The organism is Photobacterium sp. 1_MG-2023 (assembly GCF_030547945.1).
In the GTDB taxonomy this organism is placed as follows: domain Bacteria; phylum Pseudomonadota; class Gammaproteobacteria; order Enterobacterales; family Vibrionaceae; genus Photobacterium.
Window position 1 is genome coordinate 84949 of sequence record NZ_JAUORR010000007.1, and the last position, 26377, is coordinate 111325.

The window sequence follows — 26377 nt, forward strand, 5'->3', positions numbered from 1 at the left end:
GGTGAAAAAGGGGCGATTACCCCCCTGTTCTGAATGATCAGCGGAGTTCAGCTCCGATCAGAAACTCAGATCCCGTCGCCGGCAATGAAGGTCTGGTAAACACCGTTGAACTGCTGGTCCATGTCCATCGACGGTTTGTCGCTGCTCGGACGGCCAACAATTTTTGCCGGTACACCGGCAACCGTGGTATGAGGCGGTACGGGGGCCAGTACCACGGAACCGGACCCAATTTTGGCGCCCTCACCAACTTCGATGTTGCCGAGAATTTTCGCACCGGCACCAATCATCACCCCTTCGCGGATTTTCGGATGTCGGTCACCGCTCTCTTTCCCTGTCCCGCCCAGTGTCACGTCCTGCAGGATGGAAACATCATTCTCAATCACCGCCGTCTCACCGATGACAATCCCTGTCGCATGGTCAAACATGATACCCTGACCAATCCGTGCAGCCGGGTGAACATCCACCTGGCAAGAGACAGAAATCTGATTTTGCAGATACACGGCTAACGCTTCGCGGTTCTGCTTCCAGAGCCAGTTCGCCACCCGGTAGCCCTGCAAGGCATGAAAGCCTTTCAGATAAAGCAACGGCACAGAAAATTTATTGATGGCCGGGTCTCGTTCCACCACTGCGCGAATATCACAGGCGGCCGATTCGGTGATCATACAATCTGCCAGATAGGCTTCCTCAACCACTTCACGCACTGCCATCGCTGGCATGGAAGGTGTGGCGAGTTTATTCGCCAGAATATAGCTCAGTGCAGCGCCCAGATTATCGTGCTTGATAATCGTGGCATGGTAAAAACTGGCCAGCATGGGTTCCTGTTCGGTCAGGACTTTGGCTTCCTGTTTAATGGTTTTCCAAACCGCTTGCTGTTGACACTCCCTCACGTCTTCCCCTGTATATCCTTTTTGTGTTTGCACCATAATCTGCCCCCTTGCCCGTCGCCGGGTTCTGACAGCGTTGAATGGGTATCACTTTAAACTTCTCAGCAAAAAAAACAACGCGGGCATTCATGCCCGCGCTGATTCATTCGTTCTGGGAATCTCAAAAGACGATTACTCGTCTTTTTTCGCCCTGGCCAGCAGATCTCTGGCAGCTTCCCGGGCATCTTTGCCCTGATACAGCACCTGATATATCTGCTCTGTGATGGGCATATCCACACCGTAGCGCTGCGCCAGTACCCAGACTTCCTTGGTATTTCGGTAGCCTTCAACCACCTGACCGATCCCTTGCTGCGCCTCATCGACGCCTTGCCCCTGACCCAGAGCCAGACCAAAACGACGGTTTCGGGACTGGTTATCCGTACACGTCAGAACCAGATCGCCCAGACCAGCCATCCCCATAAAGGTTTCCGGTTGCGCACCCAGCGCTGCGCCCAGACGACACATTTCTGCCAGCCCGCGGGTGATCAATGCCGTTCGGGCATTGGCCCCATAACCGATCCCGTCCGACATCCCGGCACCAATCGCGATCACGTTCTTGACCGCACCACCCAGCTGCATGCCAATAAAATCGCTATTGCTGTAGACCCGGAAGCTCTTATCGCAATGAATCTTCTCCTGAAGATCCTTCACAAACGCCGTATCCGGAGAAGACACAGAGATCGCCGTCGGCAATCCGGCGGCCAGCTCTTTGGCAAACGTCGGACCGGACAGCACGGCCAGCGGAATCGCGTCGCCCAGAATCTCGTGCGCGACATCCTGAAGCAAACGACCCGTTTCCGGCTCCAGCCCTTTGGTCGCCCAGCAAATCCGGGAGTCTTCCCGTAAATGAGGCTTCATCTGCTTGAGCACATCGGCAAAAGCATGACTCGGCACCACCAGCAGGATATCCCGGCTGGCCTGAACGGCAGCTTTGAGATCCGCGGTGAGAATCAGGGAGTCCGGAAACGCCGAGCCCGGCAAAAATGCTTCATTGGCCCGGTCGGTTTCCAGTTGTGCGATATGAGACGGGTTATGGCCCCACAAAATCACATGGGCACCATTGCGTGCCAGTGCGATGGCCAGAGAGGTGCCGTAAGAACCGGCACCCAGCACTGACATTGAGATTACATTTTCAGTGGTTGAAGTCATGACAATCCGCCAATCAGGCTTCAGTGTTTTCCTGGTTGCTTTCTGCCTGGCTCTGCAGGTAGTTCATGAACAGCGCGTCAAAATTCACTGGAGCCAGGTTCAGTTGCGGGAAGGTTCCTTTCACCACCAGGCTTGAAATCGTTTCACGCGCATAAGGGAACAGGATGTTCGGGCAGAATGCACCCAGGCAGTGAGCCAGTTGTGGCGCTTCCATACCGTCAACCGAGAAGATACCGCCCTGCTGTACTTCACACAGGAACGCCGTTTCTGAGGCATTATTTACGGTCACGGTCAGACGCAGTATCACTTCGTACACACCCTCTGCCAGCTCACGACTCTGCGTATCCAGATCCAGCTTCACTTCCGGATTCCACTCTTTCTGGAACATTTCCGGAGAGCTTGGTGCTTCGAAAGACACGTCTTTCAGGAAAATACGCTGGATTTGGAAGTTCTGTTGCGCTTCGTTGTTCGCTGCTTCAGCCATGATGTTGTCCTTTTTCTGATGATTTCCGTAAGAAATCTTTCATTGTCACCGGAGGTGTCCGGCCTGAATTAAATTGGGAAGCTGTTTTACACAGCCCCCCGGAAGTTCAAACTTACTTTTTCCCTTTCACCAGAGGCATGTTGGCCTCGTTCCAGGAAATCAAACCGTCTTTCAGCAGATTCACATTGCTGAAACCGGCTTTATGTAACAGGTTGGCGCTTTCCTGCGCCGTCTGGCCTGTTTTGCACACCACAATGATGGGGGCAGACTTATACTTTTCAAGCGAACCCAGGTTCTGCGCTTTGATCTCGCTTGGCAAAATGTGAAGTGCGCCAGCAATGTGGCCACGCTGGAACTCATCTTGATTACGAATATCAACAAAAACACCGTCTTCGCGATTCACCATCACGGTGGCCTGATTCGGAGTGATAACAGCGTAACCCGCTGTTTTCTGCTTCACCAGCGAACTCACCAGGGCCAGAACCAGACCCACCCAAACCAGTGACAAAATCGGATTACTCGTAACAAACTCTATGAATTGTTGCATGATTTTCGCTCTATCCACCTTCACCGTCTGCCCGGCTCACGGTCAGCGGTAAGATTCAACCAAAATTAAGGAAACTGAGTATACCTGTGGCCGAAACGAAGTACAGCCACCCAAAGCATTTACGCGTCATGGCTCACTGCTTTGGATGCAACTTTCCGGTCCGTCAAACCCGCATGATTTCCGGCCACAAGAACGAATCAACCGCCAGATAAGCGCTCCCTATTGCTAAAATAGAAAAAAACGCATTCTCAGGCCTTACGCTGCGGACCCGAATTGAATATATTTTATGGAGTAAAGATAACAAACCATTTACAGCAATGTTTGATCTGTACTACAAAGAATCGGTGATTTTGTAGTAAAATTACTGACCTGATCCCTTACCTGAGCGCCCTGGTTGGCCTGCACCTCCCGGTCGTTGAGGTAATTGGTCTACATTTTTCAGATTGTTCATATTGATGGAGAGGACAGCTTATGTCTGCGAAGAAGCCACTGGCTCTGGTGATTCTGGATGGTTGGGGTTACCGCGAAGATACCGCAAATAATGCGATCGCCAATGCCAATACCCCGGTTCTGGATCAACTGATGGCAAACGAAGCCAACACCCTGATTTCTGCCTCTGGCATGGACGTTGGTCTGCCTGACGGCCAGATGGGGAACTCAGAAGTGGGTCATACCAACATTGGGGCCGGTCGTGTGGTCTATCAGGATCTGACCCGCATTGCGAAATCCATCTCCGACGGTGAATTCCAGCATAACCCTGCTCTGGTTGAAGCCATGGACAGTGCGATTGCTGCCGGTAAAGCGGTTCATCTGATGGGTCTGATGTCACCGGGCGGTGTTCACAGCCACGAAGATCACATCGAAGCTGCCGTGAAAATGGCTGCTGAGCGCGGTGCTGAAAAAATCTATCTGCACTGCTTCCTGGATGGCCGTGATACGCCACCTCGCAGTGCGCAGGCATCTCTGGAGCGCTTTGATGCCCTGTTCGCGCAGTTAGGCAAAGGTCGCACCGCTTCTCTGGTGGGTCGCTACTATGCCATGGACCGCGACAACAACTGGGAACGTGTGGCATCCGCTTACAATCTGCTCACGGCAGCCAAAGGTGACTTTACGGCTGCTTCTGCAGTAGAAGGCCTGCAAGCCGCTTATGCCCGTGATGAAAATGATGAATTCGTGAAAGCCACCGTCATTCGTGCCGAAGGCCAGCCAGATGCAGCAATGCAAGATGGCGACGCGCTGATTTTCATGAACTTCCGCGCAGACCGTGCCCGCCAGATCACCCGTGCCTTCCTGCCTGAGTTCACAGGTTTTGAACGCCAGCAGTTCCCGGCCCTGAACATCGTGATGCTGACGCAGTACGCTGCCGACATCAACCTACCATCGGCATTCCCGCCGGAAAGCCTGTCAAACACTCTGGGTGAATGGCTGGCCAAACAAGGCAAAACTCAGCTGCGGATTTCTGAAACAGAAAAATACGCCCACGTGACTTTCTTCTTCAACGGCGGTGTTGAAACAGAATTTGACGGAGAATCCCGTGCACTGGTGGCCTCACCAAAAGTTGCAACTTACGATCTGCAGCCTGAAATGAGTGCGCCGGAGCTGACCGACAAACTGGTTGCAGCCATCAAAGGCGGCGAATTCGACATGATCATCTGTAACTACCCGAATGGTGACATGGTCGGCCATACCGGTGTCTACGATGCTGCCGTAAAAGCCTGTGAAGCCATTGATGAGAGCATCGGCCGCGTGGTTGAAGCCATCCGTGAAGCGAATGGCCAACTGCTGATTACCGCAGACCACGGCAACGCTGAAATGATGATCAACCCGGAAACCGGTGGCATCCACACAGCGCACACCAATCTGCCAGTGCCACTGATTTACGTGGGCGATCAAGCGATCAGCCTGAAAGAAGGCGGGAAACTGTCTGATCTGGCACCGACCATGTTGTCCTTGACCGGGCTCCAAATCCCGTCAGAGATGACTGGTCAGGTGCTTTACGATCTGAAATAATCGCCAGCATGCGGGCATTCTTTCAACGTACAATCTGTACTTTGCGCGCCAGTGCCTTCGGCACTGGCGCTTTGCTATGTCTGACGTTCGCCCTGCCGGCACAGGCCAATGACCAGAACCAACTGGACGGCATGAAACAGGAAATTGCCCGGCAGCAGCAACAGCTCAGCAGCAAAAAACAGCAACTCAATGATGTACAGAAAACCCTGAAACAGCAGGAACTGGCGATTGCAAAATCGGCCGGAAACATTCGGCAGGCAGAACAGAAAATCTCCCAGCTGACCCATTCCATTGCATCGCTTGAAAAAGAGCAGCAAGCGCTGCAACAGCGACAAATCGGGCAACGCGAACAACTCAAAACGCTGATCACCAGCCATTACAAACTTGGCAAATCTTCCCCGCTGGCAAACCTGCTGGGCGAAAATGATGGCGCGCAGCTGGAACGCATGGCTGAATATGCCTCGCGGCTCAGCGAAGCACGCAGCCGGGCGCTGGATGAGTTATCGGCAACAGACACCGAACTTCAGCTGAAAAAACATCAGCTCAATGAACAACGCACCACACAGCAAACCCTGCTGGCCGAACTGAAACAGGAACGAACCAAACTGGTCAGCAGCCAGCAAGCCCGGCAAAGCACCGTCAAACAGCTGCAAGGTCAGCTCAGTGCAGATAAGCGTTATCTGACTGAACTGAAAGACAACGAATCCCGGCTGGTTGTCGAAATTGCCAAGGCCAAAAAAGCGGCCGAAGCCGCTGCCCGAAAAGCCCGGGTTCGAATGGATGGCCTGGGAAGCTTTAAGGGCAAATTACCCTGGCCGGTCAAAGGCAGCATACGTCATGCCTATGGCAGCCCGCTTCAGGGTGAACTGCGCTGGAAAGGCATGGTCATCAGCCAGTCAATCGGCAGCGAAGTGAAAGCCGTTCACGGGGGCAAAGTTGTCTTCGCAGACTGGCTGCGTGGTTACGGCCTGATGGTTGCCATTGACCATGGTCACGGCGACATGACGTTCTACGGCTACAATCAGACGGTGCTCAAAAAAGTCGGCGATACGGTTCAGACCAATGAAGCCATTGCGCTTGTCGGCGACAGCGGCGGTCAGGAACGACCTGGCCTGTATTTTGAAATTCGCCGCAAAGGCACGGCCACCAACCCGAAACCCTGGCTGACCCGTTAATCCGCAATGCGGCAACCCACCGAAAGGAACAAGGATGGTTCGAATACAGTGGATGCTTCGTTTGACTTTCATTTGGCTGCTGACCATGCCGTTCGGTGTTCAGGCAGCCAGACTTGCGATTGTCATTGATGATCTCGGTTATCAGCAAATGCCTTCTCCGCTTTCGGCACTGCCACCACAAATCACGGTCTCGATTCTGCCGGACACCCCCTTTGATCAACTGACAGCCCATCAGGCCACACAGGAAAAACGAGACGTATTGCTGCACATGCCCATGCAGCCCAGCCGGCCCGCGCCGCTGGAACTCACCACACTGACGTCGGCGATGAAAAAAGATGAATTGCAGGGAAAGCTGCGCCATGCACTCACGCGGGTGCCGGGTGCCATTGGTGTCAACAACCATATGGGCAGCGCCCTGACGCAAAACACGGTGGCAATGGACTGGGTGATGGAAGTACTGAAACAGCAGCACCTGGGGTTTCTCGACAGCCGGACGACGCCTTTTTCTGTTGCCGAAAAACAGGCGCAGGCGGCTCAGATCCCAGCATTACGCCGTCATGTTTTTCTGGATCATGTCCCGACGGAAGCCTTTATCCGTCGCCAAATCCATCAGGCTATCCGGCAAGCCAAAGCAGAAGATCATGTGATTGCCATCGGCCATCCGCATCCGGTCACGCTGGCGACCCTGACCGCGATGTTGCCGGAAATGCAGCAACAGGTCACGCTGGTGCGTTTATCTGAACTCTATCCGAAAGCTAGCTGAGCCGCTCTCACGACAGATGGCGATTCATACCAATCACAGGAAATCCGGACATAAAAAAAGCGGCGTGCTATTTGCACACCGCTTTTCAAATTCATTTTCCGCGCCGGATTAATCCCAGCTCAGAATCACTTTGCCGGACTTACCAGAACGCATCGCATCGAAGCCTTGCTGGAAGTCATCTACGCTGTAGTGGTGCGTGATGATTGGCGTCAGATCCAAACCAGACTGAATCAGGCTGGCCATCTTGTACCAGGTTTCGAACATTTCACGGCCGTAGATCCCTTTGATCACCAGACCTTTGAAAATCACCTGATTCCAGTCAACACCCATGTTTGATGGCGGAATACCCAGCATGGCAATCTTACCGCCATGATTCATGCTTTCCAGCATACTGTTGAAAGCAGCCGGTACACCCGACATTTCCAGACCCACATCGAAACCTTCGGTCATGCCCAGCTCTGCCATCACATCTTCCAGCTTCTGCTCAGCAACGTTCACCGCACGGGTCACACCCATCTGACGGGCCAGATCCAGACGATATTCGTTCACATCAGTGATCACGACATGGCGTGCACCAACGTGTTTTGCAACGGCAGCTGCCATAATGCCGATTGGGCCAGCACCAGTGATCAGAACATCTTCACCCACCAGATCAAACGACAGTGCCGTGTGAACTGCGTTACCAAACGGGTCAAAGATCGAAGCCAGATCATCAGAGATGTTGTCCGGGATTTTGAATGCATTAAACGCAGGAATCACCAGATACTCAGCAAAGGCACCTTCACGATTCACACCCACACCAATGGTGTTACGACACAGGTGGGTACGGCCGCCACGACAGTTCCGGCAGTGGCCGCAAGTAATGTGGCCTTCACCGGAAACCCGATCGCCGATTTCAAAACCGCGCACTTCCTGACCGATGGCCACAACTTCGCCCACATATTCATGACCGACAACCATAGGGACAGGAATGGTTTTCTGTGACCATTCATCCCAGTTATAGATATGAACGTCAGTCCCGCAAATCGCCGTTTTCTTAATTTTGATCAGCAGGTCGTTATGGCCCATTTCAGGCTTGTCGACCTCAGTCATCCAGATGCCTTCTTCAGGCTTGAGTTTGGATAATGCTTTAATTTTCATGTTGCTTTCCACAAGGTGCTCAGAGGCGGACGACCCCGCCACTGCAGCAGAATTTGGTGATGATCAGAGAATACCCATGTCCTGACCGATACGGATGAAGGCATCAATGGCGCGGTCCAGCTGTTCCTGGCTGTGCGCAGCAGACATTTGCGTCCGGATACGCGCCTGGCCTTTCGGAACCACAGGGTAAGAGAAACCCACCACGTAAATGCCTTCTTTCAGTGCACGCTCAGCGAATTCAGCCGCAACTTTCGCATCACCCAGCATAATTGGGATAATCGCGTGATCCGCCCCTGCCAGTGTGAAGCCCGCTTCAGACATACGGGTACGGAAGTGCGCAGCATTCTGCCACAGTTGTGCACGCAGATCGCTGCTTTCTGCCAGCAGATCCAGAACGCGAATCGATGCAGAAACAATGGCTGGCGCCAGTGAATTCGAGAACAGGTATGGGCGCGAGCGCTGACGCAGCCAGTCGATCACTTCTTTCTTGCCCGCAGTATAGCCGCCTGAAGCACCGCCCAGCGCTTTACCCAGCGTCCCCGTGATGATGTCGATTCGCTCAATCACATCATGATACTCATGCGTACCGCGACCGTTGTCGCCCATGAAGCCCACAGCGTGAGAGTCATCCACCATCACCAGCGCATCGTATTGATCCGCCAGATCGCAAACGGCTGGCAGATTCGCCACCACACCGTCCATTGAGAACACGCCGTCTGTCACGATCAGCTTGTGACGGGCACCTGCTTCATTCGCGGCGATCAGTTGCTGCTCCAGCTCTGCCATATCGTTGTTGGCATAACGGAAACGCTTCGCTTTACACAGACGAACACCATCAATGATGGATGCGTGATTCAGTGCATCAGAAATAATGGCGTCTTCCGGGCCGAGAATTGTCTCGAACAGGCCCGCATTCGCATCGAAACAGGAAGAATAAAGAATGGTGTCTTCCGTGCCTAAAAAGGCTGACAGTTTATTTTCCAGTTCCTTGTGCGCGTCCTGCGTACCGCAGATAAAACGCACTGAAGCCATACCAAAACCGTGCTCATCCATGCCTTGTTTGGCAGCCTCAATCAACGCCGGGTGGTTAGCCAGACCCAGATAGTTGTTGGCACAGAAGTTCAAAACCTGATCACCGGACGTGATCTGGATATCGGCTTTCTGTGCAGAAGTGATCACACGTTCACTCTTGTATAATCCTTCCGCTTTCACTTCCTGAATCTGATCGGCGATCTGTTGATAAAAGGCAGCTGACATCTTGCTCTCCAAACTCGTAAAGGCGATTTTGCCAATTCAAACGAACAACATACTAACAAATTAGTTATTGATCGCTACATTATTACAAAGTTAAGCGAATTTTAAGGACTAAGCTCTGCAACGTCGACAACTAAGAAACATCCTGTCTGACTTGATCACAATAATGTGATTCAAGTTGAAGAACGACTTCCCGACCCTGAGCACTGGTCAGAGGTCTTATAATACTGAGGATCTGAAGCACCCCCTGATAAATCACCGCCTTGGTAATTTTTGCTTTCGGTGCCTGAGCAGTCTGGTAGCAAATCCAGGTACTGGCGACCAATTTCAGCGTATTGGCCAGATCGGACAGATCGCCGTCATCCAGCGTCACCAGACCCAAGGCACGAAAATGACGCATCACCACCATAATGTCCTGATGCAGTTTTTCCTGTGCCTGCAAATACTTATCCTGTAATACAGGATCACGACTTAAGATGTCAGGCAAATTGGCATAGAAAAAACGGTACCGCCACATCAGCAAAAACACAGCATCCAGATATTGCAGCAAACTGTCAGATGACAGCTCCGCTTCTTCGCCCGGCTGGAAACGAACACGCAACTCCTGCGCGTATTCATCAAAAATACTGTGTATAATCTCTTCCTTATTACGGAAATGGTAATACAAATTGCCGGGACTGATGCCCATATGGGCCGCAATGTGGTTGGTGGTCACCTTAGGTTCTCCACTGTCGTTAAAGAGCTCCAGTGCGGCATGGATAATTTTATCGCGGGTTTTCATAGGCCTCTCACTTGCATCACCTTTGGCAGTCAGGGTTTGTTCACTTTGTGGGCTCAAAATCAAGATCAACAAACCCCGATGATGTTATCATAACTATTGACGAATTATTGACGCGGTGGTGTGGCTCGTCTGCTAGTTTACAGACCTCAGACCACCGTGATTCTCAGACAGAAAACTGGAAGTGCCATGATTATTGTGACTGGTGGCGCCGGCATGATCGGCAGCAACATTGTAAAAGCGCTGAACGAACAAGGGTATAACGATATTCTTGTCGTCGATAACCTCAAAGACGGAACTAAATTCGCGAATCTGGTCGATTTAGACATTGCCGACTACATGGACAAAGAAGACTTCATCACCCAAATCATGGCCGGTGATGACTTCGGCCCGATTGAAGCCGTGTTCCATGAAGGCGCCTGCTCTGCCACCACAGAGTGGGATGGCAAATACATGATGCTCAATAACTACGAGTACTCGAAAGAGCTGCTGCATTTCTGTCTTGAGCGCGAAATTCCGTTTCTGTACGCATCCTCAGCAGCCACCTATGGCGGCCGCGATAAAGACTTCATTGAAGAAAAAGCCTATGAAGGTGCACTGAACGTTTACGGCTATTCTAAGCAGCTGTTCGACAACTATGTTCGTCGCCTGTGGCAAGATGCAGAAGCCCACGGCGAAACGCTGTCGCAAATCACCGGTTTCCGTTACTTCAACGTCTACGGTCCGCGTGAGCAGCACAAAGGTAGCATGGCCTCTGTCGCATTCCATCTGAATGAACAATTGCTCAAAGGTGATCATCCGAAGCTGTTTGAAGGTTCAACCACTTTCAAACGTGACTTTATCTATGTCGGTGATGTCTGCAAAGTGAACCTGTGGTTCTGGCAAAACGGCGTTTCGGGTATTTTCAACTGCGGCACTGGCCGTGCGGAAAGCTTCCAGGCTGTTGCAGATGCTGTGATTCAGTACCACGGTAAAGGCGAAGTGGAAACCGTCCCGTTCCCGGAACATCTGAAAGGCCGCTATCAGACCTATACTCAGGCAGATCTCTCGAAAGTTCGGGCCGCCGGGTATACGGAAGCCTTCAAAACGGTCGCAGAAGGCGTTGCTGAATATATGGCGATTTTGAATCGTTAAACCCACCTTATTACATAAAATCATCATTGAGTAATTACCTGTGAAATTGTCGCGCACGATAAAGCCACTGACCAATCAGGGATACCGACCAAGATTTCAGTGGTCTTTCTTACACCCGAAGCATTGGGGAACTTGGATCAGTATTGGCTTTTTAATGCTTTTTGCGCTCATTCCCTGGCAAGTCAGGGATCCAATTGCAGGTAAACTGGGTAAATTCATTGGCCGACGCGCTAAAAAAGCTCGCCAGCGAGCCCAGGTCAATTTAACGTTGTGCTTTCCTGAGCAGAATCCTGCGCAGCGGGAAGCCATGATTGATGACATGTTTGCTGTGGCAACTCAAGTGATTCTCGCAATGGGTGAACTCACGTTCAAAAGTAAATCCCACCTGCAGAATCGCACACTTGTGGTTGGCCGAGAGCATCTCGATCGATTGATTGAAGAAGATCGCCCACTCATTATGCTGGTTCCACATGCATGGGCGATCGATTTTCCAGGAATATACTGGGCATCACTGGGCTTACCTATCGCCGCTTTAATGAAGCCGCAACACCGACAGCCAGTCTATGACTGGCTCATCAGCAAACAACGACTGCAATATGGTGGCGCGTGTTATACCCGCGAAGAAGGCCTGAAACCTTATTTGAAAGCAATCAAACAAGGCTACATGGGCTATTATTTGCCTGACGAGGATTTTGGACCGGAGCAAAGCCAGTTCACAGATTTCTTTGCCACCAAAAAAGCAACGTTTGCGGGCCTTGGTAAAATTGTTCGGATGACAGGTGCTACTGTTGTCCCGATGATGCCTGTATATAATGCTGAGACAGGTAAGTTCGAAATTCATATTTCGCCGGCACTGGAAGAACTGCCAACAAACGATTTGCAACGAGATGCCGAAATTCTGGCTCATTCATTAGAAAGTATGGTAGCGCCAACCCCTTCACAATATATGTGGAATTTGCGCCTATTAAAAACCCGTCCGGATAATGAACCCAATCCCTATCAGACATTGAAGATCGACGGAATTTAATGACCATGAAAGCCAAGATTTCACCACATTTTGGAGCCTTGATTGCGTTTCTCGCCGCAGCATATCCTGCCTCAATTTTGATGTTTGGTGGCGGTTATAAGCCTGTGCCCGTCCTTCTTCTGGTATTGGCACTGCCTTTTCTATTCTGCATCAAATCAGAGCTGGTCACTCGGGAAATCAAGCAAATCTTACTGGCTTTTAGCGCTTACTTCCTTGTGGTCGTCGCTTCTCTACTGATCTATGGCGGAAATATCAGTGAAGCTGATATTCCAAGCCGGACCATTCTCACCCTCCCTATCCTGTTCCTCCTGCTTCGCTTCCCGCCACGAAAAGAGTGGCTGTTAGCTGGCATCGGAATTGGCGCATTCACAGCCGGTATGGTTGCGGTATATCATATTGAAGTGCTTCACATGAGCCGAGCTTATACCGGCAGTGTTGTTAAAGGTTACATGCCCATCCAGTCGGGCAATACCGCAATGACCTTAGGTTTGTTGTCGCTCTTTGCCATGTTTTACTACTGGGGCAAGAAACAATATTTTCTGAGTCTGATGTTTCTGGCTGCAGCCTTATCTGGTATGGCAGGTTCCATCTTATCCGGCTCCCGTGGCGGGTGGCTCTTTGCTCCCATCATCTTGTTCTATATTATTTATCAGTTCCGGCATTTACTCTCAAAACGCTTATTCGCACTGATTTCTGTCAGTTTATTGCTGATTGGTAGCGCTGTGCTGCCTGAAGTTGAGAATCGCATCAACCAGGCCTACGCCGATGTTGAACTCTATACCCAAAAGGATAATAGCGGATCATCACTTGGTGCCCGGTTTGAGATGTGGAAAAGTGCCTGGTTGAGCCTCTCGGAGAAACCAGTATTTGGGCAGGGTTTTCCGGGGCGTGATCTGGCAGAGAAGCGTTACGTTGCGGAAGGTAAAGTTTCAAAAGTTGTGACGCATTACGGCCGAGCCCATAACCAATACCTGGAAGAAGCATCAACAAAAGGACTGATTGGCATCGCAGCGCTCATTCTATTATTTGCCATTCCGCTGGCCATTTTCTTGCGCTATAGCCGCCTGTATCAAAAGCATGACAGTCAATGGATCTTTGCCCAGTGTGGTGTTATCCATGTCATTCTGGTCGCCAGTTACTGTTTAACACAGAACTTCCTGAACCATAACTCAGGTCTCATGTTTTACACTGTGTTTACGGCTATCTTTTTAGCTGGATGTCTGTATAAAAATCCAGTAGTAGCGACGACAGCCAGCAACCAAAACACTTCATCATTATTATAAAAGCACTGAGCAATGAAAATTCTGATTATCGGCCCTTCCTGGGTTGGCGACATGGTGATGTCCCAGTGTCTCTACACCAGCCTGAAACAGCAGCATCCTGACGCTGAAATTGATGTGCTGGCGCCTGCATGGTGCCGGCCGATTCTGGAGCGCATGCCGGAAATCCATCGTGCGCTGGAGATGCCCATCGGCCACGGTGAATTCAACCTGACCGGCCGCTACCGGATTGGCAAGTCCCTGCGTGAAGCGGGATACGATCAGGCATTCATCCTGCCAAATTCTGCGAAGTCTGCGCTGATCCCCCTGTTTGCCAAAATTCCGGCCCGGACCGGCTGGAAAGGGGAAAGCCGCTATGGCCTGCTGACCGATTTACGGAACAATAAACGCGATTTCGGTCTGATGATCGAGCGCTACTGTGCGCTGGCTTATCCAAAAGCGGCAATGACCAGCAGCGCAGCACTTCCCCAGTTACCCAAGCCTTCGCTGACTGTGGATAGCGAAAACCAGTCCGCAGCCATGGCTCGACTCTCTCTGAGTGCAGATCGCCCGATCATCGGACTTTGCCCCGGTGCTGAATTTGGCCCGGCAAAGCGCTGGCCGGACACGTATTTTGCAGAAGTTGCACAACACATGATTGAGCAGGGTAAGCAGGTGTGGCTGTTTGGTTCAGCGAAAGACCAACCCGTGACGTCCGCAATCAAAAATGCCCTGCCTGCTGATCTGCAGATTCACTGTCACGATCTGGCGGGACAAACCAGCCTGATTGAAGCCGTTGATTTGCTGGCAGCCTGCGACACTGTCGTCAGCAATGACTCCGGACTGATGCATGTTTCTGCTGCGGTTGGCTGTAAAGTCGTTGCCATTTATGGCTCAACGTCACCAGACTACACACCGCCTCTGGCGGAGCAGGTGGCCATCGTTCACACTGACATTGAATGTCGCCCGTGCTTCAAGCGCGAATGCCCTTATGGCCACCTGAAATGCCTGAAGGAACTACCGCCACAGCAGGTGATCCGAGCGATTGAGACTGTGTCGGATAATCATAAATCGGATGTGTGATGCGATTATTACATCAACAAAAAAACAGTAAGTTCGCTTTTTACAGCCGCAACCTGCTGCGCTCAATGACCCCGAAAGTCATTTACCAGCGCCAGTTGCGCTACCTGCTGAACACGCTGGATCAATACGACAAACACTATATTGCATCCAGAGTGGATTATTACCTCAAGCATCAAGCCCCCTTCACCCTGCCCGAAGAAAAAACAGTTCAGATCAAGCGTTACCGGAAACAGGGGCAGAGTGCGTACTACTATGACTTGAAAGAGTACCTGAACTACTTTGATAGCAGGCATCATCTGGCCTATCGGTTCGGCGACGAGACCCATCTCGAGCCTTTTCCCTTTCTGGTGAAGGCGCGCCCGATTCATGGGGACAATGCAAATGCGGTGCTCTTTAAACTCAATCAGGTCCGTCATTTCAACTTCATTACCGATACCTTGTCTTTTCGGGAGAAAAAGAACACCGCCGTCTGGCGTGGTGCGGCTTACCAGCCTCACAGAATCGAGTTCGTGCAAAATTATCATGATCACCCGCTGTGTGATATTGGCCAGACCAATCATAGCGAGCCCGCAAAACCTTGGGACAAAGGTTTCCTGTCGATTTCACAGCAGCTTCAGCATAAATTTATTCTGTGTATTGAGGGCAATGATGTGGCAACCAACCTGAAATGGGCGATGTCGTCCAATTCACTCTGTCTCATGCCCAAACCCAAATTTGAAACCTGGTTCATGGAAGGCACTCTGAAAGCTGGTGTACATTACGTTGAATTAAAGGATGATTTTTCTGATCTGGAAGAAAAAATCCACTACTTTAGCCAGCACCCGGAAGCGGCAGAAGCCATCATTGCCAATGCACATGAGCATGTTCATCAGTTTTGCCATCCGGGTCGGGAAAAGCTGATTGGCCTGCTGGTCCTGAAAAAATACTTTGAGCTGTCCGGCCAGTGGCAAGCGAAGTAAAAGAGAGAATCGATGCTACGTTTTGTCTATACCTGCCTGCTGATGCTGGCCGCACCTTTCCTGTTGGTTTCTCTGTATAAAAAACGCCCTGGTGTTCCCCCCATCGGAAAACGCTGGCAGGAGCACTTGGGCATCAGTCCGAAAGTAAACGGCCACCAGCCGTTATGGATTCACGCCGTCTCTGTGGGTGAAACACTGGCGGTGACACCACTGATCAAAGCCTTGAAACAGCGCTATCCGGATTTACCCATCCTGCTGACAACTACGACAGCGACGGGGGCAGAACAGGCGGCAAAACTCAGCGACTGGGTCGAGCATCGCTACATGCCTCTGGATTTTCCCTTCGCGTTACGTGCGTTTATCCGCACGCAACAACCCCGCGCGCTCTGCATCATGGAAACAGAGCTCTGGCCGAATACACTGGCCGCTGCCAAAGGGGCCGGATTGCCCGTGACTGTACTGAATGCGCGACTGTCTGAACGCTCTTGCCAACGCTATGCCAAGGTCCAGGCCCTGTTCAATCTGCTGGCAAAACATTTGGATCAGGTGTTATGCCAGCATCAGGATGATGCCAATCGATTCAAGCTATTAGGTGTGCCAGACAACGTGGTGCAGGTGACTGGCTCGATTAAATTTGATCTGTCGTTGCCCGACGGGCTCGAGCAGGCCAGTGAGATCCTCAGAGATGAACTGGGCAAGCAACGCCCTATCTGGATTGCGGCCAGCACCCACAGTGGCGAGGACGAACAAGTGCTGGACGCACACCGCCAGGTACTGTCTCAGCATCCGGATGCCTTACTGATCCTGGTTCCCCGCCATCCGGAACGATTCGATGCCGTGGAAGCACTCTGCATACAACGCGGATTCGCCACAGCACGCCGAACACATACACAAGAAGTGCTGAGCGAGCCGTCGGTCTATCTGGCTGACACTATGGGAGAAATGATGCTGCTGCTGGGTGCCTGCGATGTGGCATTTGTCGGGGGCAGCCTGATTGGCGATAAAGTTGGCGGCCATAACCTGCTGGAACCGGCAGCGCTGGCGAAACCTGTCCTGAGTGGCCCGAGTTACTTTAACTTCACGGATATCACCACCCAGTTATTGCAGGCTGGCGGGGCAAACATTGTTGAGAACAGCGAGCAGTTGGCCGAAGCCATCACCCGGCTGCTTTCCGATCCTCAGGCACAATCAGCCATGGGCCAGGCGGCGTTCAAGGTTGTCAAAAACAATCAGGGGGCGATTCAACGCACGCTGGATGCATTGGCCGCAACCCTGACGTTCCCGAAACCCTAAACCTTACTGATAGCCAGCCAGCAGGGCTTGCCAGTCGGCTTCCTGCCAGTGAATACCCGCCTTATCGACTTCTTTGACAAAAGAACGATGCAGGCGGGACAAATTCTCCGCTTTCCATGGTTCACCCGCTTCAACAGCACATTTATCAAAATCAATCAGCCAGATCTGCGCCTGTGCATCCAACAGAATATTATGGGCATTCAGATCAGTGTGATTCACCTGGCTGTCGTGCATCTTGCGGATCATGGCCCCCACAGCCTGCCACTGTGTGTCGGTCAGCGGTCCCTGTTGCAGGCGATCCACCAGATCGGTCGCCTCCGGGACTTTCTCCGTCAGTAAATCGGCCCGGTAATAAAGGCCGGTTCGACATACACGGGCAGCGACCGGACGGGGCACCCGCACCCCTTGTGTGACCAGGTGCTGAAGCAAATTGAATTCAGCTATGCTTCTGCAGGATGCCCAGTCAGAAAACCAGTATTGATCTTTCACCAGCTTGCCAAACAACCCACCGCGGTAATAATGCCGCAACGCCATGTCCAGCCGCGTCCCCCGGACAAACCAGGTGGTGCCACGCCCGCGCGCACTGCCAATGACCGCCTGCTGAGCCTGCCAGAAATCCGGTTCAAAACACTGCCAGGGGTCTTCTTGCAATAGGTCCGGGTCGAACATGACCCGACAGTTATCCTGCTCCCGTATTTCCATCTTTCTGTATCTCAAGCGGTTGAAAAGCGCTATTTTACAATTCCAGCGTCGCTAATGCATAATTCATTGGCATTTTCCGGCAGAACCTTTGAAAAGCAGGTGTCATGACTTTATTCACTTCCGCTCCCGAGTCTTTGTGTATCCTTCGCCTGTCGGCGATCGGGGATGTCTGTAACAGCATTGCCATGGCGCAGGCCATTCAGCGTCAATGGCCGGAAACCCGGCTCACCTGGATTTGCGGCAAAGTAGAAGCACGGCTGCTGAAAGGATTGCCGGGGATCCGGGTGATCGTGTTTGATAAAAAACAGGGCTGGGCTGGCTACAAAGCCGTCTGGCAGGCACTGAAAGGCGAACGCTTTGATGCCCTGCTCCACATGCAGACCGCCATTCGTGCCAGCATTGTCTGCCTGGGGATCCGGGCCAGATATAAACTGGGGTTCGATGCCGAACGCAGCAGCGATCTGCAGCAGCTTTTCACCAATGTGAAAGTACCGTCTCCGCAATCCCCGCACGTTCTGGACGGTTTCATGCAATTTGCCGCCACACTGGGTGTCACAGATCTGACCCCGTCCTGGGACATTCCGCTGTCGGAAGAAGATCAACGCTGGGCAGATCAGCAAATCCATCAGGACAACACGCTGGTCATCACGCCTGCGGCCAGTAAAGGCTATAAAAACTGGACACCGGAAGGCTATGCATCTCTCGCCCGCCATGCCCATGCACAAGGTTTTGCCGTGATCCTTGCTGGCAGCCCGGCCCAGATCGAAGTGGACCTGGGCAATGCCATTGAAGAACGACTGGATTTTCCGGTCAATAATCTGATCGGCCAAAGCAGCCTGAAACAGCTGCTGGCACTGCTTCGTCAGGCAGCATTGGTCTGTGCCCCCGATACCGGCCCGGCACATATGGCCGTCGCTGTTGGAACACCTGTGCTGGGATTGTATGCGCACCATAACCCCAAACGCACCGGGCCCTATCTGTCCCGCCCCTATGTCGTCAGTGTTTATGATGAATGCATTGAAGCCGAAACCGGACAACCCGTCAGCCAGTTGCCCTGGCGCAGCCGGGTGAAGGATGAACAGGCCATGCAGCGCATCTCAGCGGAGCAAGTCATTGCCATGTTTGACCGCATTGTTCAGGAACATTGCGCGTAATCAGGCATGCCCCCGTAAAGCGATAAACTGCTTCACAGAAATCGGCCGGGATTTTACTTTGAGTGACCCGGTCGGCATAATCACTGGCATATTCGTACCGCCATCTTATTGAATTGGACGCTGAATGACCGCCGACACCTCCCGCAGCACTCTGGGCGTGCTGATGATCATCAAAAATGAAGCCAAGCATCTGGCAGCCTGTCTGGATACCGTTGCTGGCTGGGTTGACGAAATTGTTATTGTCGACTCAGGCAGCACAGATGAATCCGAACAGATCGCACGCCGCTACACCGATCAATTTTACGCTTATGAAGACTGGCCGGGATTTGGCCTGCAACGTCAGCGTGCACAGGATCACATGACCACAGATTGGGTGCTGGTGCTGGATGCTGATGAGCGCGTTACGCCTGAGCTCAAAACTGATATTCAGGCTGCATTGAAGGCCAACCCAACCCAAACAGCGTACCGGCTGAACCGTCTGAGCGACGCCTTCGGGAAAACCATTCGCCATTCCGGCTGGTCGCCAGACTGGGTGGTTCGCCTGTATCGTCGGGAAGAAGCCCGCTATAACGATGCACTGGTACACGAAAAAGTGCTGACCGATGGGCTGGAGATTCGTCCGCTGAAAGGCCGTTTGCTCCATGACACCTATGACAATCTGCATCATTATCTCAATAAAACCACCAAGTATCTGAAAGCCTGGACGGATGAGCGGGAAGGCCGAAAAAAAGCCGGCTTAGGCACCGCCCTGCTCCATGCGCTGGCCAGTTTCCTGAAAATGTATATTCTCAAACGCGGCTTTCTGGATGGTCGGCACGGGTTTATTCTGGCGTGGTTGAGCATGCATTCCACATTCGTTAAATATATTGATCTCTGGCTACGGGATTATCAAAAAGAGAGAAATCTATGAAAGTCGCTCTCGTCATCACTACATATAACTGGAAAGAAGCCCTGAAAGCCGTTCTGGACAGTGTCAAACGACAAACAGAACTGCCAGACGAAGTCATCATCGCTGATGATGGATCACGAGAAGACACCGCCGCACTGATTCAGAGTTATCAGCAGGACTTTCCGTACACGCTGATTCATTCATGGCAACCCGATGACGGATTTCAGTTAGCCATGAGCCGTAATCGCGCGATCGCGCTGTCTCAGGCTGACTACATCATCATGATTGACGGAGATATCGTCATGTCACCTGATTTCATCCGCTCCCATAAACAAGCAGCCAAAGCCGGCTATTTTGTGCAAGGCGGTCGCGTGCTGGCCAATGATGAAATCAGCCAGAAAATCATGCATCAGAATGTTGTGCCAACCCTGTTTTCAGCCGGTATTAAGAACCGTCACAACTGTATCAGTCACCCCTGGCTCAGCAAGCTGTGTTCATATGAACGGAATAATGATGCGTCAACCCGAGGCTGTAACATGGCGTTCTGGCGCGCAGATGTAATCGCAGTGAATGGCTTTAACGAAGACTTCGTTGGCTGGGGACGTGAAGACAGTGAATTTGTTCACCGTATGCTGAACTGCGGAAAAAAACGGTTGTACCTGAAATTTGCCGGTGTCGGGTATCACCTCTACCATGATGAAAGTTCCCGAGCCTCGCTGGCGAAAAACGACGAAATTCTGGATAACACCGTCCGTCAGAAGCTGACCCGCTGCGACAATGGTATTGATAAATTTATGGATGAAAACGCATGACAACCCGAGTCATTTACCCCGGCACATTTGACCCGATCACCAACGGCCATCAGGATCTGATTGAACGCGCCGCCGCCATGTTCGACCACGTCGTCGTGGGCATTGCTTTCAGTCCCAGCAAGAAGCCGTTGTTCGACCTGCAGGAGCGTGTGGATCTGGCGAAAGCCGTCACCAGCCACCTGAACAACGTCGACGTCGTTGGCTTTTCCGGGTTGCTGGTCGATTTTGCCCGCGAACAGCAAGCCAACATTCTGGTGCGTGGCCTGCGCGCGGTTTCCGACTTCGAGTACGAATTCCAGCTCGCCAACATGAACCGACGCCTGATGCCGGAACTGGAAACCGTGTTCCTGACACCAGCCGAAGAGAACTCGTTTATCTCGTCGACCATCGTCAAAGAAGTTGCCCTGCACAAAGGTCAGGTCGATCAGTTTGTCCACCCGACGGTGGCTCAGGCCCTGAAAGCCAAGCTCGCAAAATAAAAGAATGGTGGCGGGCAGGATGTCATCCGGCTGCCACTTTTCCGCCGGCCTTCTGCCCGTAATAATCCAGATACCACGCCACAAATTTTTGCACACCTTCAGGCACACTCACCTGAGGGTGAAACCCGGTCACTTCAAATAAATCCTGGGTATCTGCATAGGTTGCGTAAACATCGCCCGGTTGCATCGGCAGGTATCGTTTCATGGCTTCACGACCCAGCGCCTGCTCCAGCGCCGTAATAAAGTCCATCAGTTGAACTGGCTGACCATGTCCGAGATTGTACACTCGATAAGGCGCAGCGCTGGACGCTGGCGTGCCGTTTTCCACCCGCCAGTTCGGATCCTCAGTCGGCACGTGATCCTGTATGCGCACCACCCCTTCCACTATATCGTCGATGTACGTGAAGTCGCGCAGCATGTCTCCGTGGTTAAAGACATCAATCGGCTGTCCGGAAAGAATCGCCGACGTAAACTTAAACAAGGCCATATCCGGACGTCCCCAGGGGCCGTAGACGGTAAAGAAGCGTAGCCCTGTTGTCGGAATGCCATACAGATGGGAATAGGTGTGAGCCATCAGTTCATTGGCTTTTTTGGTCGCGGCGTATAAAGAAACTGGATGGTCGACGCTGTCGGATGTTGACAGCGGGAGCTTGCGGTTAAGCCCATAAACGGAGCTGGAGGAAGCATAGACCAGATGCTCAATCTGATGACGGCGGCAGCCTTCCAGAATGGTCAGATGGCCGTTGAGATTACTGTCGGCATACGCCATGGGGTTTTCGAGGGAATAACGAACACCGGCCTGTGCAGCCAAGTGGATCACCCGATCAAACCGATGCATCAAAAATAACCGGGCAATGGCTTCCCGGTCGGCCAGATCGCAATCGAGCACCAGTAAACTCGGATGCGCAATTTGCTGCACCCTGGCCTGTTTCAACCGGACATCATAATAGTGATTGAAGTTATCAATCCCGACCACATCATGGCCCATCTGGCACAGACGCTGTGCCACCGCACTGCCAATAAAACCAGCCACACCCGTTATCAGATAACGCATGCTCACCCCCATTGGAGGCTGCAATGGCCTCCTTAACATTCCCCAAAGAATTCTGAAGTGAGACCGTTTAATCTTGTACTTATCTAAAAATGTTGGCACTCACTACAATAGACTGTAGCACGCTGCCCGATTTTGACCTCATTGAGTTCCGTACCGCACCGAGGGCAAGGTTTGCCTGCCTTCCCGTACACTTGCAGCTCCTGTGCAAAATAGCCGGGTTTGCCGTCACTTTGTTTAAAATCCTTCAGTGTGGTTCCGCCCTGCGTAATCGCCTGATCAAGCACCTGTTTGATGTCTGCCACCAGCCGGGTCAGCCGTGCCGGAGATAATGAACCCGCCGGGGCCTGAGGATGGATCCCTGCAGCGAACAAAGATTCATTGGCATAGATGTTTCCCACACCCACAACAACCTGATTGTCCATAATGAACTGCTTCACCACAGTCCGCTTCCCTTTGGCTTTTTCAATCAGATAATCCGCATCAAAGACTTCACTCAGCGGCTCAGGTCCGAGCTTACTCAGCACCGGATGTTCTGTGTCCCGCGCCTGCCACAGCCAGGCGCCAAAACGACGCGGATCGTTGTAACGCAGCACTTCACCGCTGGCGAGTAAAACATCCACATGATCGTGTTTGGCTGGCGGGATCTCTGTCGGCAAGATACGCAGGCTGCCCGACATCCCTAAGTGAATGATGGCAAAACCGGCATCGGTTTCCAGCAGCAGATATTTCGCACGGCGTTCAACCCCGCGAATCATCTGCCCTTCAAGTAATTTCAATTCTGCAGGGACTGGCCAGCGCAGGCTCGGATTCCGCACCGTCACCCGAGTCACGGTCTGACCCACGACATGCGGGGTAATCCCCATCCGGCTGACTTCAACTTCAGGTAATTCAGGCATGTTTTCTCAGACTTCTTGATTGAGGGGGAAATACTTTAAAGCGACGGGAACAGATAATCCGGTGCAACGGTCACCGCCAGCCAGTCGCCCTGCCAGTTTTGCAGCAGCCAGAATTGTGGCAGCTGATAAACCGTCAGACGGTAAGGTTCTTCATGATCAGCCAGCCAGACTTCAACACTACGCGGCGCGGTCAATTGCTCACTGAGCTGATTGAAGGTGCCCGAATCCACTTGAGTCCCTGCCAACTCCGTCCAGTGTGAAACCAACAACGCAGGATCGCCGTCCATGACGGGCTCTGCCTGCCATTGGCCAGCGCTTTGCGTGAAAACAACATTGGTTAAGGCCAGCCGGGTCACCCGGGCATCCGGGGGGAGCAGCCGCACCAGGCCAGCAGTATTCGCCGCTTGCGGTTCATGACCGGCCATCCGCTCTTTCAGCAACGGCGGTAACTGGATGATTGCGACAAACAGCAACACCCCGATAATGATGATGTTATTCCATCCTTTCCGTGACAATTTCATGCCATCCTCTCCGCAACACACGTCAGTGATGGTAGCCCGCTTACGGGCGATAGCCAAGCCACCTTAAACGGCAGCCATAAAAAAACCCAGCCAAGGCTGGGTTTTTATCAAAAAGCGAAAGAAACCAATTACTTGATTTTTGCTTCTTTGTACATAACGTGCTTACGGACAACTGGATCAAATTTCTTGATCTCAAATTTGCCCGGCATGTTACGCTTGTTTTTGTCGGTAGTGTAGAAGTGACCGGTGCCGGCAGATGATACCAGACGGATCTTCTCACGAATGCCTTTAGCCATTGTTCAGAATCCTCTTAAACGTTCTCGCCGCGAGCACGCATTTCAGACAGAACGGTATCAATACCTTTCTTATCAATGATACGCATGCCTTTCGCAGAAAGGCGTAGTTTAACGAAGCGTTTTTCGCTTTCTACCCAGAAACGATGAGTTTGCAGGTTCGGCAGAAAACGACGCTTGGTGGCATTACGTGCGTGTGAACGGTTGTTACCCGTTACAGGACGCTTACCAGTTACTTGGCATACTCGGGACATTACTGTCTTCTCCAAATCGTTTCAGCTCGATATCAACCGCGATTAACCGAACGCAAAAAGCATTCCATCTAACCGAAGCTATCAAAGGTCGCGCATTATACTAAGTCAAAACCAGTTGCTCAAGTCCCGAGCAGATCCTTTCTTGTCTTTTTGATCAATTTCGGCCTACTTTATAGCCAACCTCGTTCAGCAAAAGAAACCACTTCACCATCACCAACAACGAAGTGATCGAGGATCCGAATGTCCACCAGGGCCAGCGCATCGCTGATCCTCCGCGTAATTCGCCGATCGGCCTGACTTGGCTCCGCCACGCCTGAGGGGTGATTATGCGCTAAAATCACCGCCGCTGCATTAAGTTCCAGCGATCTTTTTACCACTTCGCGCGGATAAACACTCGCGGCGTCAATGGTTCCCTCAAACATCACCTCCCCCTCAATGACCCGATGCTGATTATCCAGAAATAAAATATAAAAAACTTCCCGGTGGCGATCCCGGAGCACCTGGCTGAGATATCGGCGGGTCGCCTCCGGGCTGGTCATGGCTTCCCCTTTTTTCAGTTGCTCAGACAAATACCGCAAACTCATCTCCAGCACCGCCTGCAATTGCACATACTTGGCAGGCCCCAACCCTTTATGCAGGCAAAACGTTTTGTGGTCTGCGGCCAGTAAAGCCCGTAAGGAGCCGAATTCTTCCAGCAAACGACCGGCCAGCTCCACCACATTCAGGCCTGGCAACCCGGTCCGCAGAAAAATGGCCAGCAATTCGGCATCCGATAATGCACCTGCGCCGCGTTGTAACAGCTTCTCTCTCGGCCGCGCTTCCTGCGGCAAATGCTTCAAAACCATCCTGTCTTCACCTCATGTTTATTTTGCCTCAGCAGAATGGAGTCTCAGCCGCATGGCAAAGCACTCGCATTGAAAATGCGACACTCCTGACACGTCTGACATCATGTTTCACACCGCCAGGCAGAGTCTGTCGAGCTACGCCCCGGCGATTCAGTGATTTCAGACATAGAAAGCGTCATTTTTCTGGAGACTTAAGCGATGAATCTCTTCGGCTTTGGTGATATCGTGTTGCCAGTTTTTTCAGGAATCAGGCAATCGGATGAAAACACTGGCAGGAAAAAAAATACTTCTGGGGATCAGCGGTGGCATTGCAGCCTATAAGTGCGCCGAACTGACCCGGCGACTGATTGAACGCGGCGCTGAAGTCCGTATCGTCATGACCCCGGCCGCCAAAGAATTCATTACCCCGCTCACCCTGCAAGCCGTATCGGGACAGCCGGTTGCCGAAAGCCTGCTGGATCCGGCTGCAGAAGCATCGATGGGACATATTGAATTGGCAAAATGGGCCGATTTGGTTCTGCTGGCGCCTGCCACAGCCGATCTGATTGCCCGCTTGCGCGCTGGCATGGGCAATGACCTGCTGACCACGCTGTGCCTGGCCACCCATGCACCGATTGCCGTTGCACCGGCGATGAACCAGCAGATGTACCGCCAGCCAGCCACTCAGGAAAATCTGACCGCACTGGCCAACTGGGGTCATCACATCTGGGGCCCCGCCAGCGGCGAGCAAGCCTGTGGCGATGTCGGCCCGGGCCGGATGCTGGAACCCATGGCGCTGGTCCATGAAGTCGAACAATTTTTTCAGCCGGACGATCTGGCTGGCCTCCGTATCGCCGTCACCGCAGGCCCGACACGGGAAGCGCTGGATCCGGTGCGTTATCTGACCAATCACAGTTCCGGCAAAATGGGATTCGCCATTGCAGCCGCGGCGGCTGCGCGGGGCGCTCAGGTGACCCTGATCAGCGGGCCGGTTTCCCTGCCAACCCCGGCAGGGGTCACCCGGATTGATGTCGAGAGCGCCGTGGAGATGCATCAGGCGGCCATGACGCAGGCGACCTGTCACGATATCTTTATCGGTTGTGCTGCCGTTGCGGATTTCCGGGCAGCAGAAGTGGCTGCCCAGAAAATGAAGAAACAATCCGGGAAAGACGAACTGATCCTGAAGCTGGTGAAAAATCCGGATATCATCGCCGGTGTCGCTGCACTGACGGAGCAACGGCCGTTTACGGTCGGCTTCGCGGCCGAAACGCAGGATGTGGCCCACTACGCTCAGGATAAACTGCAACGGAAGAATCTTGATCTGATCTGTGCCAATGACGTTGCTCAGCAAGGTCATGGATTCAATAGTGAGACCAACGCCCTCCATCTGTATTGGAAGACAGGTGACAAGGCTTTGCCGCTCACAGATAAGGTTTCGCTCGGACGTCAGTTAATCGGTGAAATCATCCACTGCTACCGACAGCAATCCTGACCCCGGCCCATCCAACCGCCGGGGGGTGA

28 protein-coding genes are annotated in these 26377 nt (G+C 52.4%); 14 read left to right on the top strand and 14 right to left on the bottom strand.

What is annotated here, in order from left to right; all coding sequences use genetic code 11:
• Positions 1–65 precede the first annotated feature (65 nt).
• The 4 genes from cysE to Q4579_RS08600 all read right to left on the bottom strand — a co-directional run bounded on the left by cysE (position 66) and on the right by Q4579_RS08600 (position 3103).
• Complete coding sequence (gene cysE, locus Q4579_RS08585) at positions 66–887, bottom strand: serine O-acetyltransferase (protein WP_303563374.1); 822 nt, start codon at positions 885–887, stop codon at positions 66–68.
• 168 nt (positions 888–1055) lie between these two features.
• Complete coding sequence (gene gpsA / locus Q4579_RS08590; RefSeq protein WP_256449222.1) at positions 1056–2072, bottom strand: NAD(P)H-dependent glycerol-3-phosphate dehydrogenase; 1017 nt, start codon at positions 2070–2072, stop codon at positions 1056–1058.
• Between the two features lie 13 nt (positions 2073–2085).
• Complete coding sequence (gene secB / locus Q4579_RS08595) at positions 2086–2556, bottom strand: protein-export chaperone SecB (RefSeq protein WP_211646491.1); 471 nt, start codon at positions 2554–2556, stop codon at positions 2086–2088.
• Positions 2557–2668: 112 nt separating this feature from the next.
• On the bottom strand, positions 2669–3103 hold the full coding sequence (locus Q4579_RS08600; RefSeq protein ID WP_211646492.1) for a rhodanese-like domain-containing protein: 435 nt from the start codon (positions 3101–3103) through the stop codon (positions 2669–2671).
• Positions 3104–3574: 471 nt separating this feature from the next.
• Here Q4579_RS08600 and gpmM point away from each other — a divergent pair, with 471 nt between their 5' ends.
• Genes gpmM through Q4579_RS08615 form a run of 3 tightly spaced genes read left to right on the top strand, consistent with a single transcriptional unit; the run spans position 3575 to position 7051 of the window.
• On the top strand, positions 3575–5113 hold the full coding sequence (gpmM, locus tag Q4579_RS08605) for a 2,3-bisphosphoglycerate-independent phosphoglycerate mutase (protein WP_303563259.1): 1539 nt from the start codon (positions 3575–3577) through the stop codon (positions 5111–5113).
• Between the two features lie 8 nt (positions 5114–5121).
• Complete coding sequence (locus Q4579_RS08610; RefSeq protein ID WP_303563261.1) at positions 5122–6288, top strand: peptidoglycan DD-metalloendopeptidase family protein; 1167 nt, start codon at positions 5122–5124, stop codon at positions 6286–6288.
• A gap of 34 nt (positions 6289–6322) precedes the next feature.
• On the top strand, positions 6323–7051 hold the full coding sequence (locus Q4579_RS08615) for a divergent polysaccharide deacetylase family protein (protein WP_303563262.1): 729 nt from the start codon (positions 6323–6325) through the stop codon (positions 7049–7051).
• Positions 7052–7159: 108 nt separating this feature from the next.
• Here Q4579_RS08615 and tdh read toward each other — a convergent pair whose 3' ends face one another.
• The 3 genes from tdh to Q4579_RS08630 form a co-directional block, all read right to left on the bottom strand.
• Positions 7160–8191: an L-threonine 3-dehydrogenase gene (gene tdh, locus Q4579_RS08620; protein WP_303563264.1), complete on the bottom strand. Its 1032-nt coding sequence runs from the start codon at positions 8189–8191 to the stop codon at positions 7160–7162.
• A 63-nt stretch (positions 8192–8254) separates the two neighbouring features.
• The gene (locus Q4579_RS08625) at positions 8255–9448 is read right to left on the bottom strand and encodes a glycine C-acetyltransferase (RefSeq protein WP_303563265.1); all 1194 of its coding nucleotides are present in this window, start codon (positions 9446–9448) and stop codon (positions 8255–8257) included.
• A 130-nt stretch (positions 9449–9578) separates the two neighbouring features.
• Positions 9579–10226, bottom strand: coding sequence for a TetR/AcrR family transcriptional regulator (locus Q4579_RS08630; protein WP_211646498.1), 648 nt, complete (start codon positions 10224–10226; stop codon positions 9579–9581).
• Between the two features lie 186 nt (positions 10227–10412).
• On the opposite strand from Q4579_RS08630, the gene rfaD reads away from it, so the two are divergent.
• From rfaD to waaA, 6 genes are read left to right on the top strand one after another with little or no spacing between them, the layout of a single operon-like run.
• Positions 10413–11357 carry an ADP-glyceromanno-heptose 6-epimerase gene (rfaD, locus tag Q4579_RS08635; protein ID WP_303563266.1) on the top strand — a complete coding sequence of 315 codons (945 nt, stop codon included), beginning with the start codon at positions 10413–10415 and terminating at the stop codon, positions 11355–11357.
• A gap of 40 nt (positions 11358–11397) precedes the next feature.
• Entirely contained in the window at positions 11398–12384 is a 987-nt protein-coding gene (lpxM, locus tag Q4579_RS08640) for a lauroyl-Kdo(2)-lipid IV(A) myristoyltransferase (protein ID WP_303563268.1), read from the top strand.
• A gap of 5 nt (positions 12385–12389) precedes the next feature.
• A complete protein-coding gene (locus Q4579_RS08645) occupies positions 12390–13667 on the top strand; it encodes an O-antigen ligase (RefSeq protein ID WP_303563270.1) in 1278 nt (425 codons plus the stop codon).
• A 12-nt stretch (positions 13668–13679) separates the two neighbouring features.
• The gene (gene waaF, locus Q4579_RS08650) at positions 13680–14726 is read left to right on the top strand and encodes a lipopolysaccharide heptosyltransferase II (RefSeq protein ID WP_303563271.1); all 1047 of its coding nucleotides are present in this window, start codon (positions 13680–13682) and stop codon (positions 14724–14726) included.
• A complete protein-coding gene (locus Q4579_RS08655) occupies positions 14726–15685 on the top strand; it encodes a glycosyl transferase family 90 (protein WP_303563272.1) in 960 nt (319 codons plus the stop codon). Before waaF ends, Q4579_RS08655 begins: the two co-directional genes overlap by 1 nt.
• 12 nt (positions 15686–15697) lie before the next feature.
• Positions 15698–16978: a lipid IV(A) 3-deoxy-D-manno-octulosonic acid transferase gene (gene waaA, locus Q4579_RS08660; protein ID WP_303563274.1), complete on the top strand. Its 1281-nt coding sequence runs from the start codon at positions 15698–15700 to the stop codon at positions 16976–16978.
• Between the two features lie 3 nt (positions 16979–16981).
• Here the strand turns inward: waaA and Q4579_RS08665 are convergent, their stop codons facing one another.
• Positions 16982–17680, bottom strand: a complete 699-nt coding sequence (locus Q4579_RS08665) for a 3-deoxy-D-manno-octulosonic acid kinase (protein ID WP_303563275.1) — start codon at positions 17678–17680, stop codon at positions 16982–16984.
• A gap of 104 nt (positions 17681–17784) precedes the next feature.
• Here Q4579_RS08665 and Q4579_RS08670 point away from each other — a divergent pair, with 104 nt between their 5' ends.
• The 4 genes from Q4579_RS08670 to coaD all read left to right on the top strand — a co-directional run bounded on the left by Q4579_RS08670 (position 17785) and on the right by coaD (position 21014).
• The gene (locus Q4579_RS08670) at positions 17785–18834 is read left to right on the top strand and encodes a glycosyltransferase family 9 protein (RefSeq protein WP_303563276.1); all 1050 of its coding nucleotides are present in this window, start codon (positions 17785–17787) and stop codon (positions 18832–18834) included.
• A 124-nt stretch (positions 18835–18958) separates the two neighbouring features.
• Entirely contained in the window at positions 18959–19744 is a 786-nt protein-coding gene (locus Q4579_RS08675) for a glycosyltransferase family 2 protein (RefSeq protein ID WP_303563277.1), read from the top strand.
• Positions 19741–20535 carry a glycosyltransferase family 2 protein gene (locus Q4579_RS08680; RefSeq protein ID WP_303563279.1) on the top strand — a complete coding sequence of 265 codons (795 nt, stop codon included), beginning with the start codon at positions 19741–19743 and terminating at the stop codon, positions 20533–20535. The genes Q4579_RS08675 and Q4579_RS08680 overlap by 4 nt, the downstream gene beginning before the upstream one ends.
• Complete coding sequence (gene coaD / locus Q4579_RS08685) at positions 20532–21014, top strand: pantetheine-phosphate adenylyltransferase (RefSeq protein WP_303563280.1); 483 nt, start codon at positions 20532–20534, stop codon at positions 21012–21014. The genes Q4579_RS08680 and coaD overlap by 4 nt, the downstream gene beginning before the upstream one ends.
• A 22-nt stretch (positions 21015–21036) precedes the next feature.
• On the opposite strand, the gene Q4579_RS08690 is transcribed toward coaD, so the two are convergent.
• The 6 genes from Q4579_RS08690 to radC form a co-directional block, all read right to left on the bottom strand.
• On the bottom strand, positions 21037–22068 hold the full coding sequence (locus Q4579_RS08690; protein ID WP_303563281.1) for an NAD-dependent epimerase: 1032 nt from the start codon (positions 22066–22068) through the stop codon (positions 21037–21039).
• 83 nt (positions 22069–22151) lie between these two features.
• Entirely contained in the window at positions 22152–22964 is an 813-nt protein-coding gene (gene mutM / locus Q4579_RS08695; protein WP_303563282.1) for a bifunctional DNA-formamidopyrimidine glycosylase/DNA-(apurinic or apyrimidinic site) lyase, read from the bottom strand.
• A 35-nt stretch (positions 22965–22999) separates the two neighbouring features.
• The gene (locus Q4579_RS08700; RefSeq protein WP_303563284.1) at positions 23000–23485 is read right to left on the bottom strand and encodes a hypothetical protein; all 486 of its coding nucleotides are present in this window, start codon (positions 23483–23485) and stop codon (positions 23000–23002) included.
• Positions 23486–23613: 128 nt separating this feature from the next.
• Entirely contained in the window at positions 23614–23781 is a 168-nt protein-coding gene (gene rpmG, locus Q4579_RS08705) for a 50S ribosomal protein L33 (protein ID WP_004405486.1), read from the bottom strand.
• A 14-nt stretch (positions 23782–23795) separates the two neighbouring features.
• Positions 23796–24032 (bottom strand): 50S ribosomal protein L28, encoded by a 237-nt coding sequence (rpmB, locus tag Q4579_RS08710; protein ID WP_027250565.1) that lies wholly within the window; start codon positions 24030–24032, stop codon positions 23796–23798.
• A 170-nt stretch (positions 24033–24202) separates the two neighbouring features.
• Entirely contained in the window at positions 24203–24877 is a 675-nt protein-coding gene (gene radC / locus Q4579_RS08715; protein ID WP_211646511.1) for a DNA repair protein RadC, read from the bottom strand.
• A gap of 259 nt (positions 24878–25136) precedes the next feature.
• Between radC and coaBC the strand changes: the two genes are divergently transcribed.
• Positions 25137–26348: a bifunctional phosphopantothenoylcysteine decarboxylase/phosphopantothenate--cysteine ligase CoaBC gene (coaBC, locus tag Q4579_RS08720; RefSeq protein ID WP_303563287.1), complete on the top strand. Its 1212-nt coding sequence runs from the start codon at positions 25137–25139 to the stop codon at positions 26346–26348.
• Positions 26349–26377: the final 29 nt, after the last annotated feature.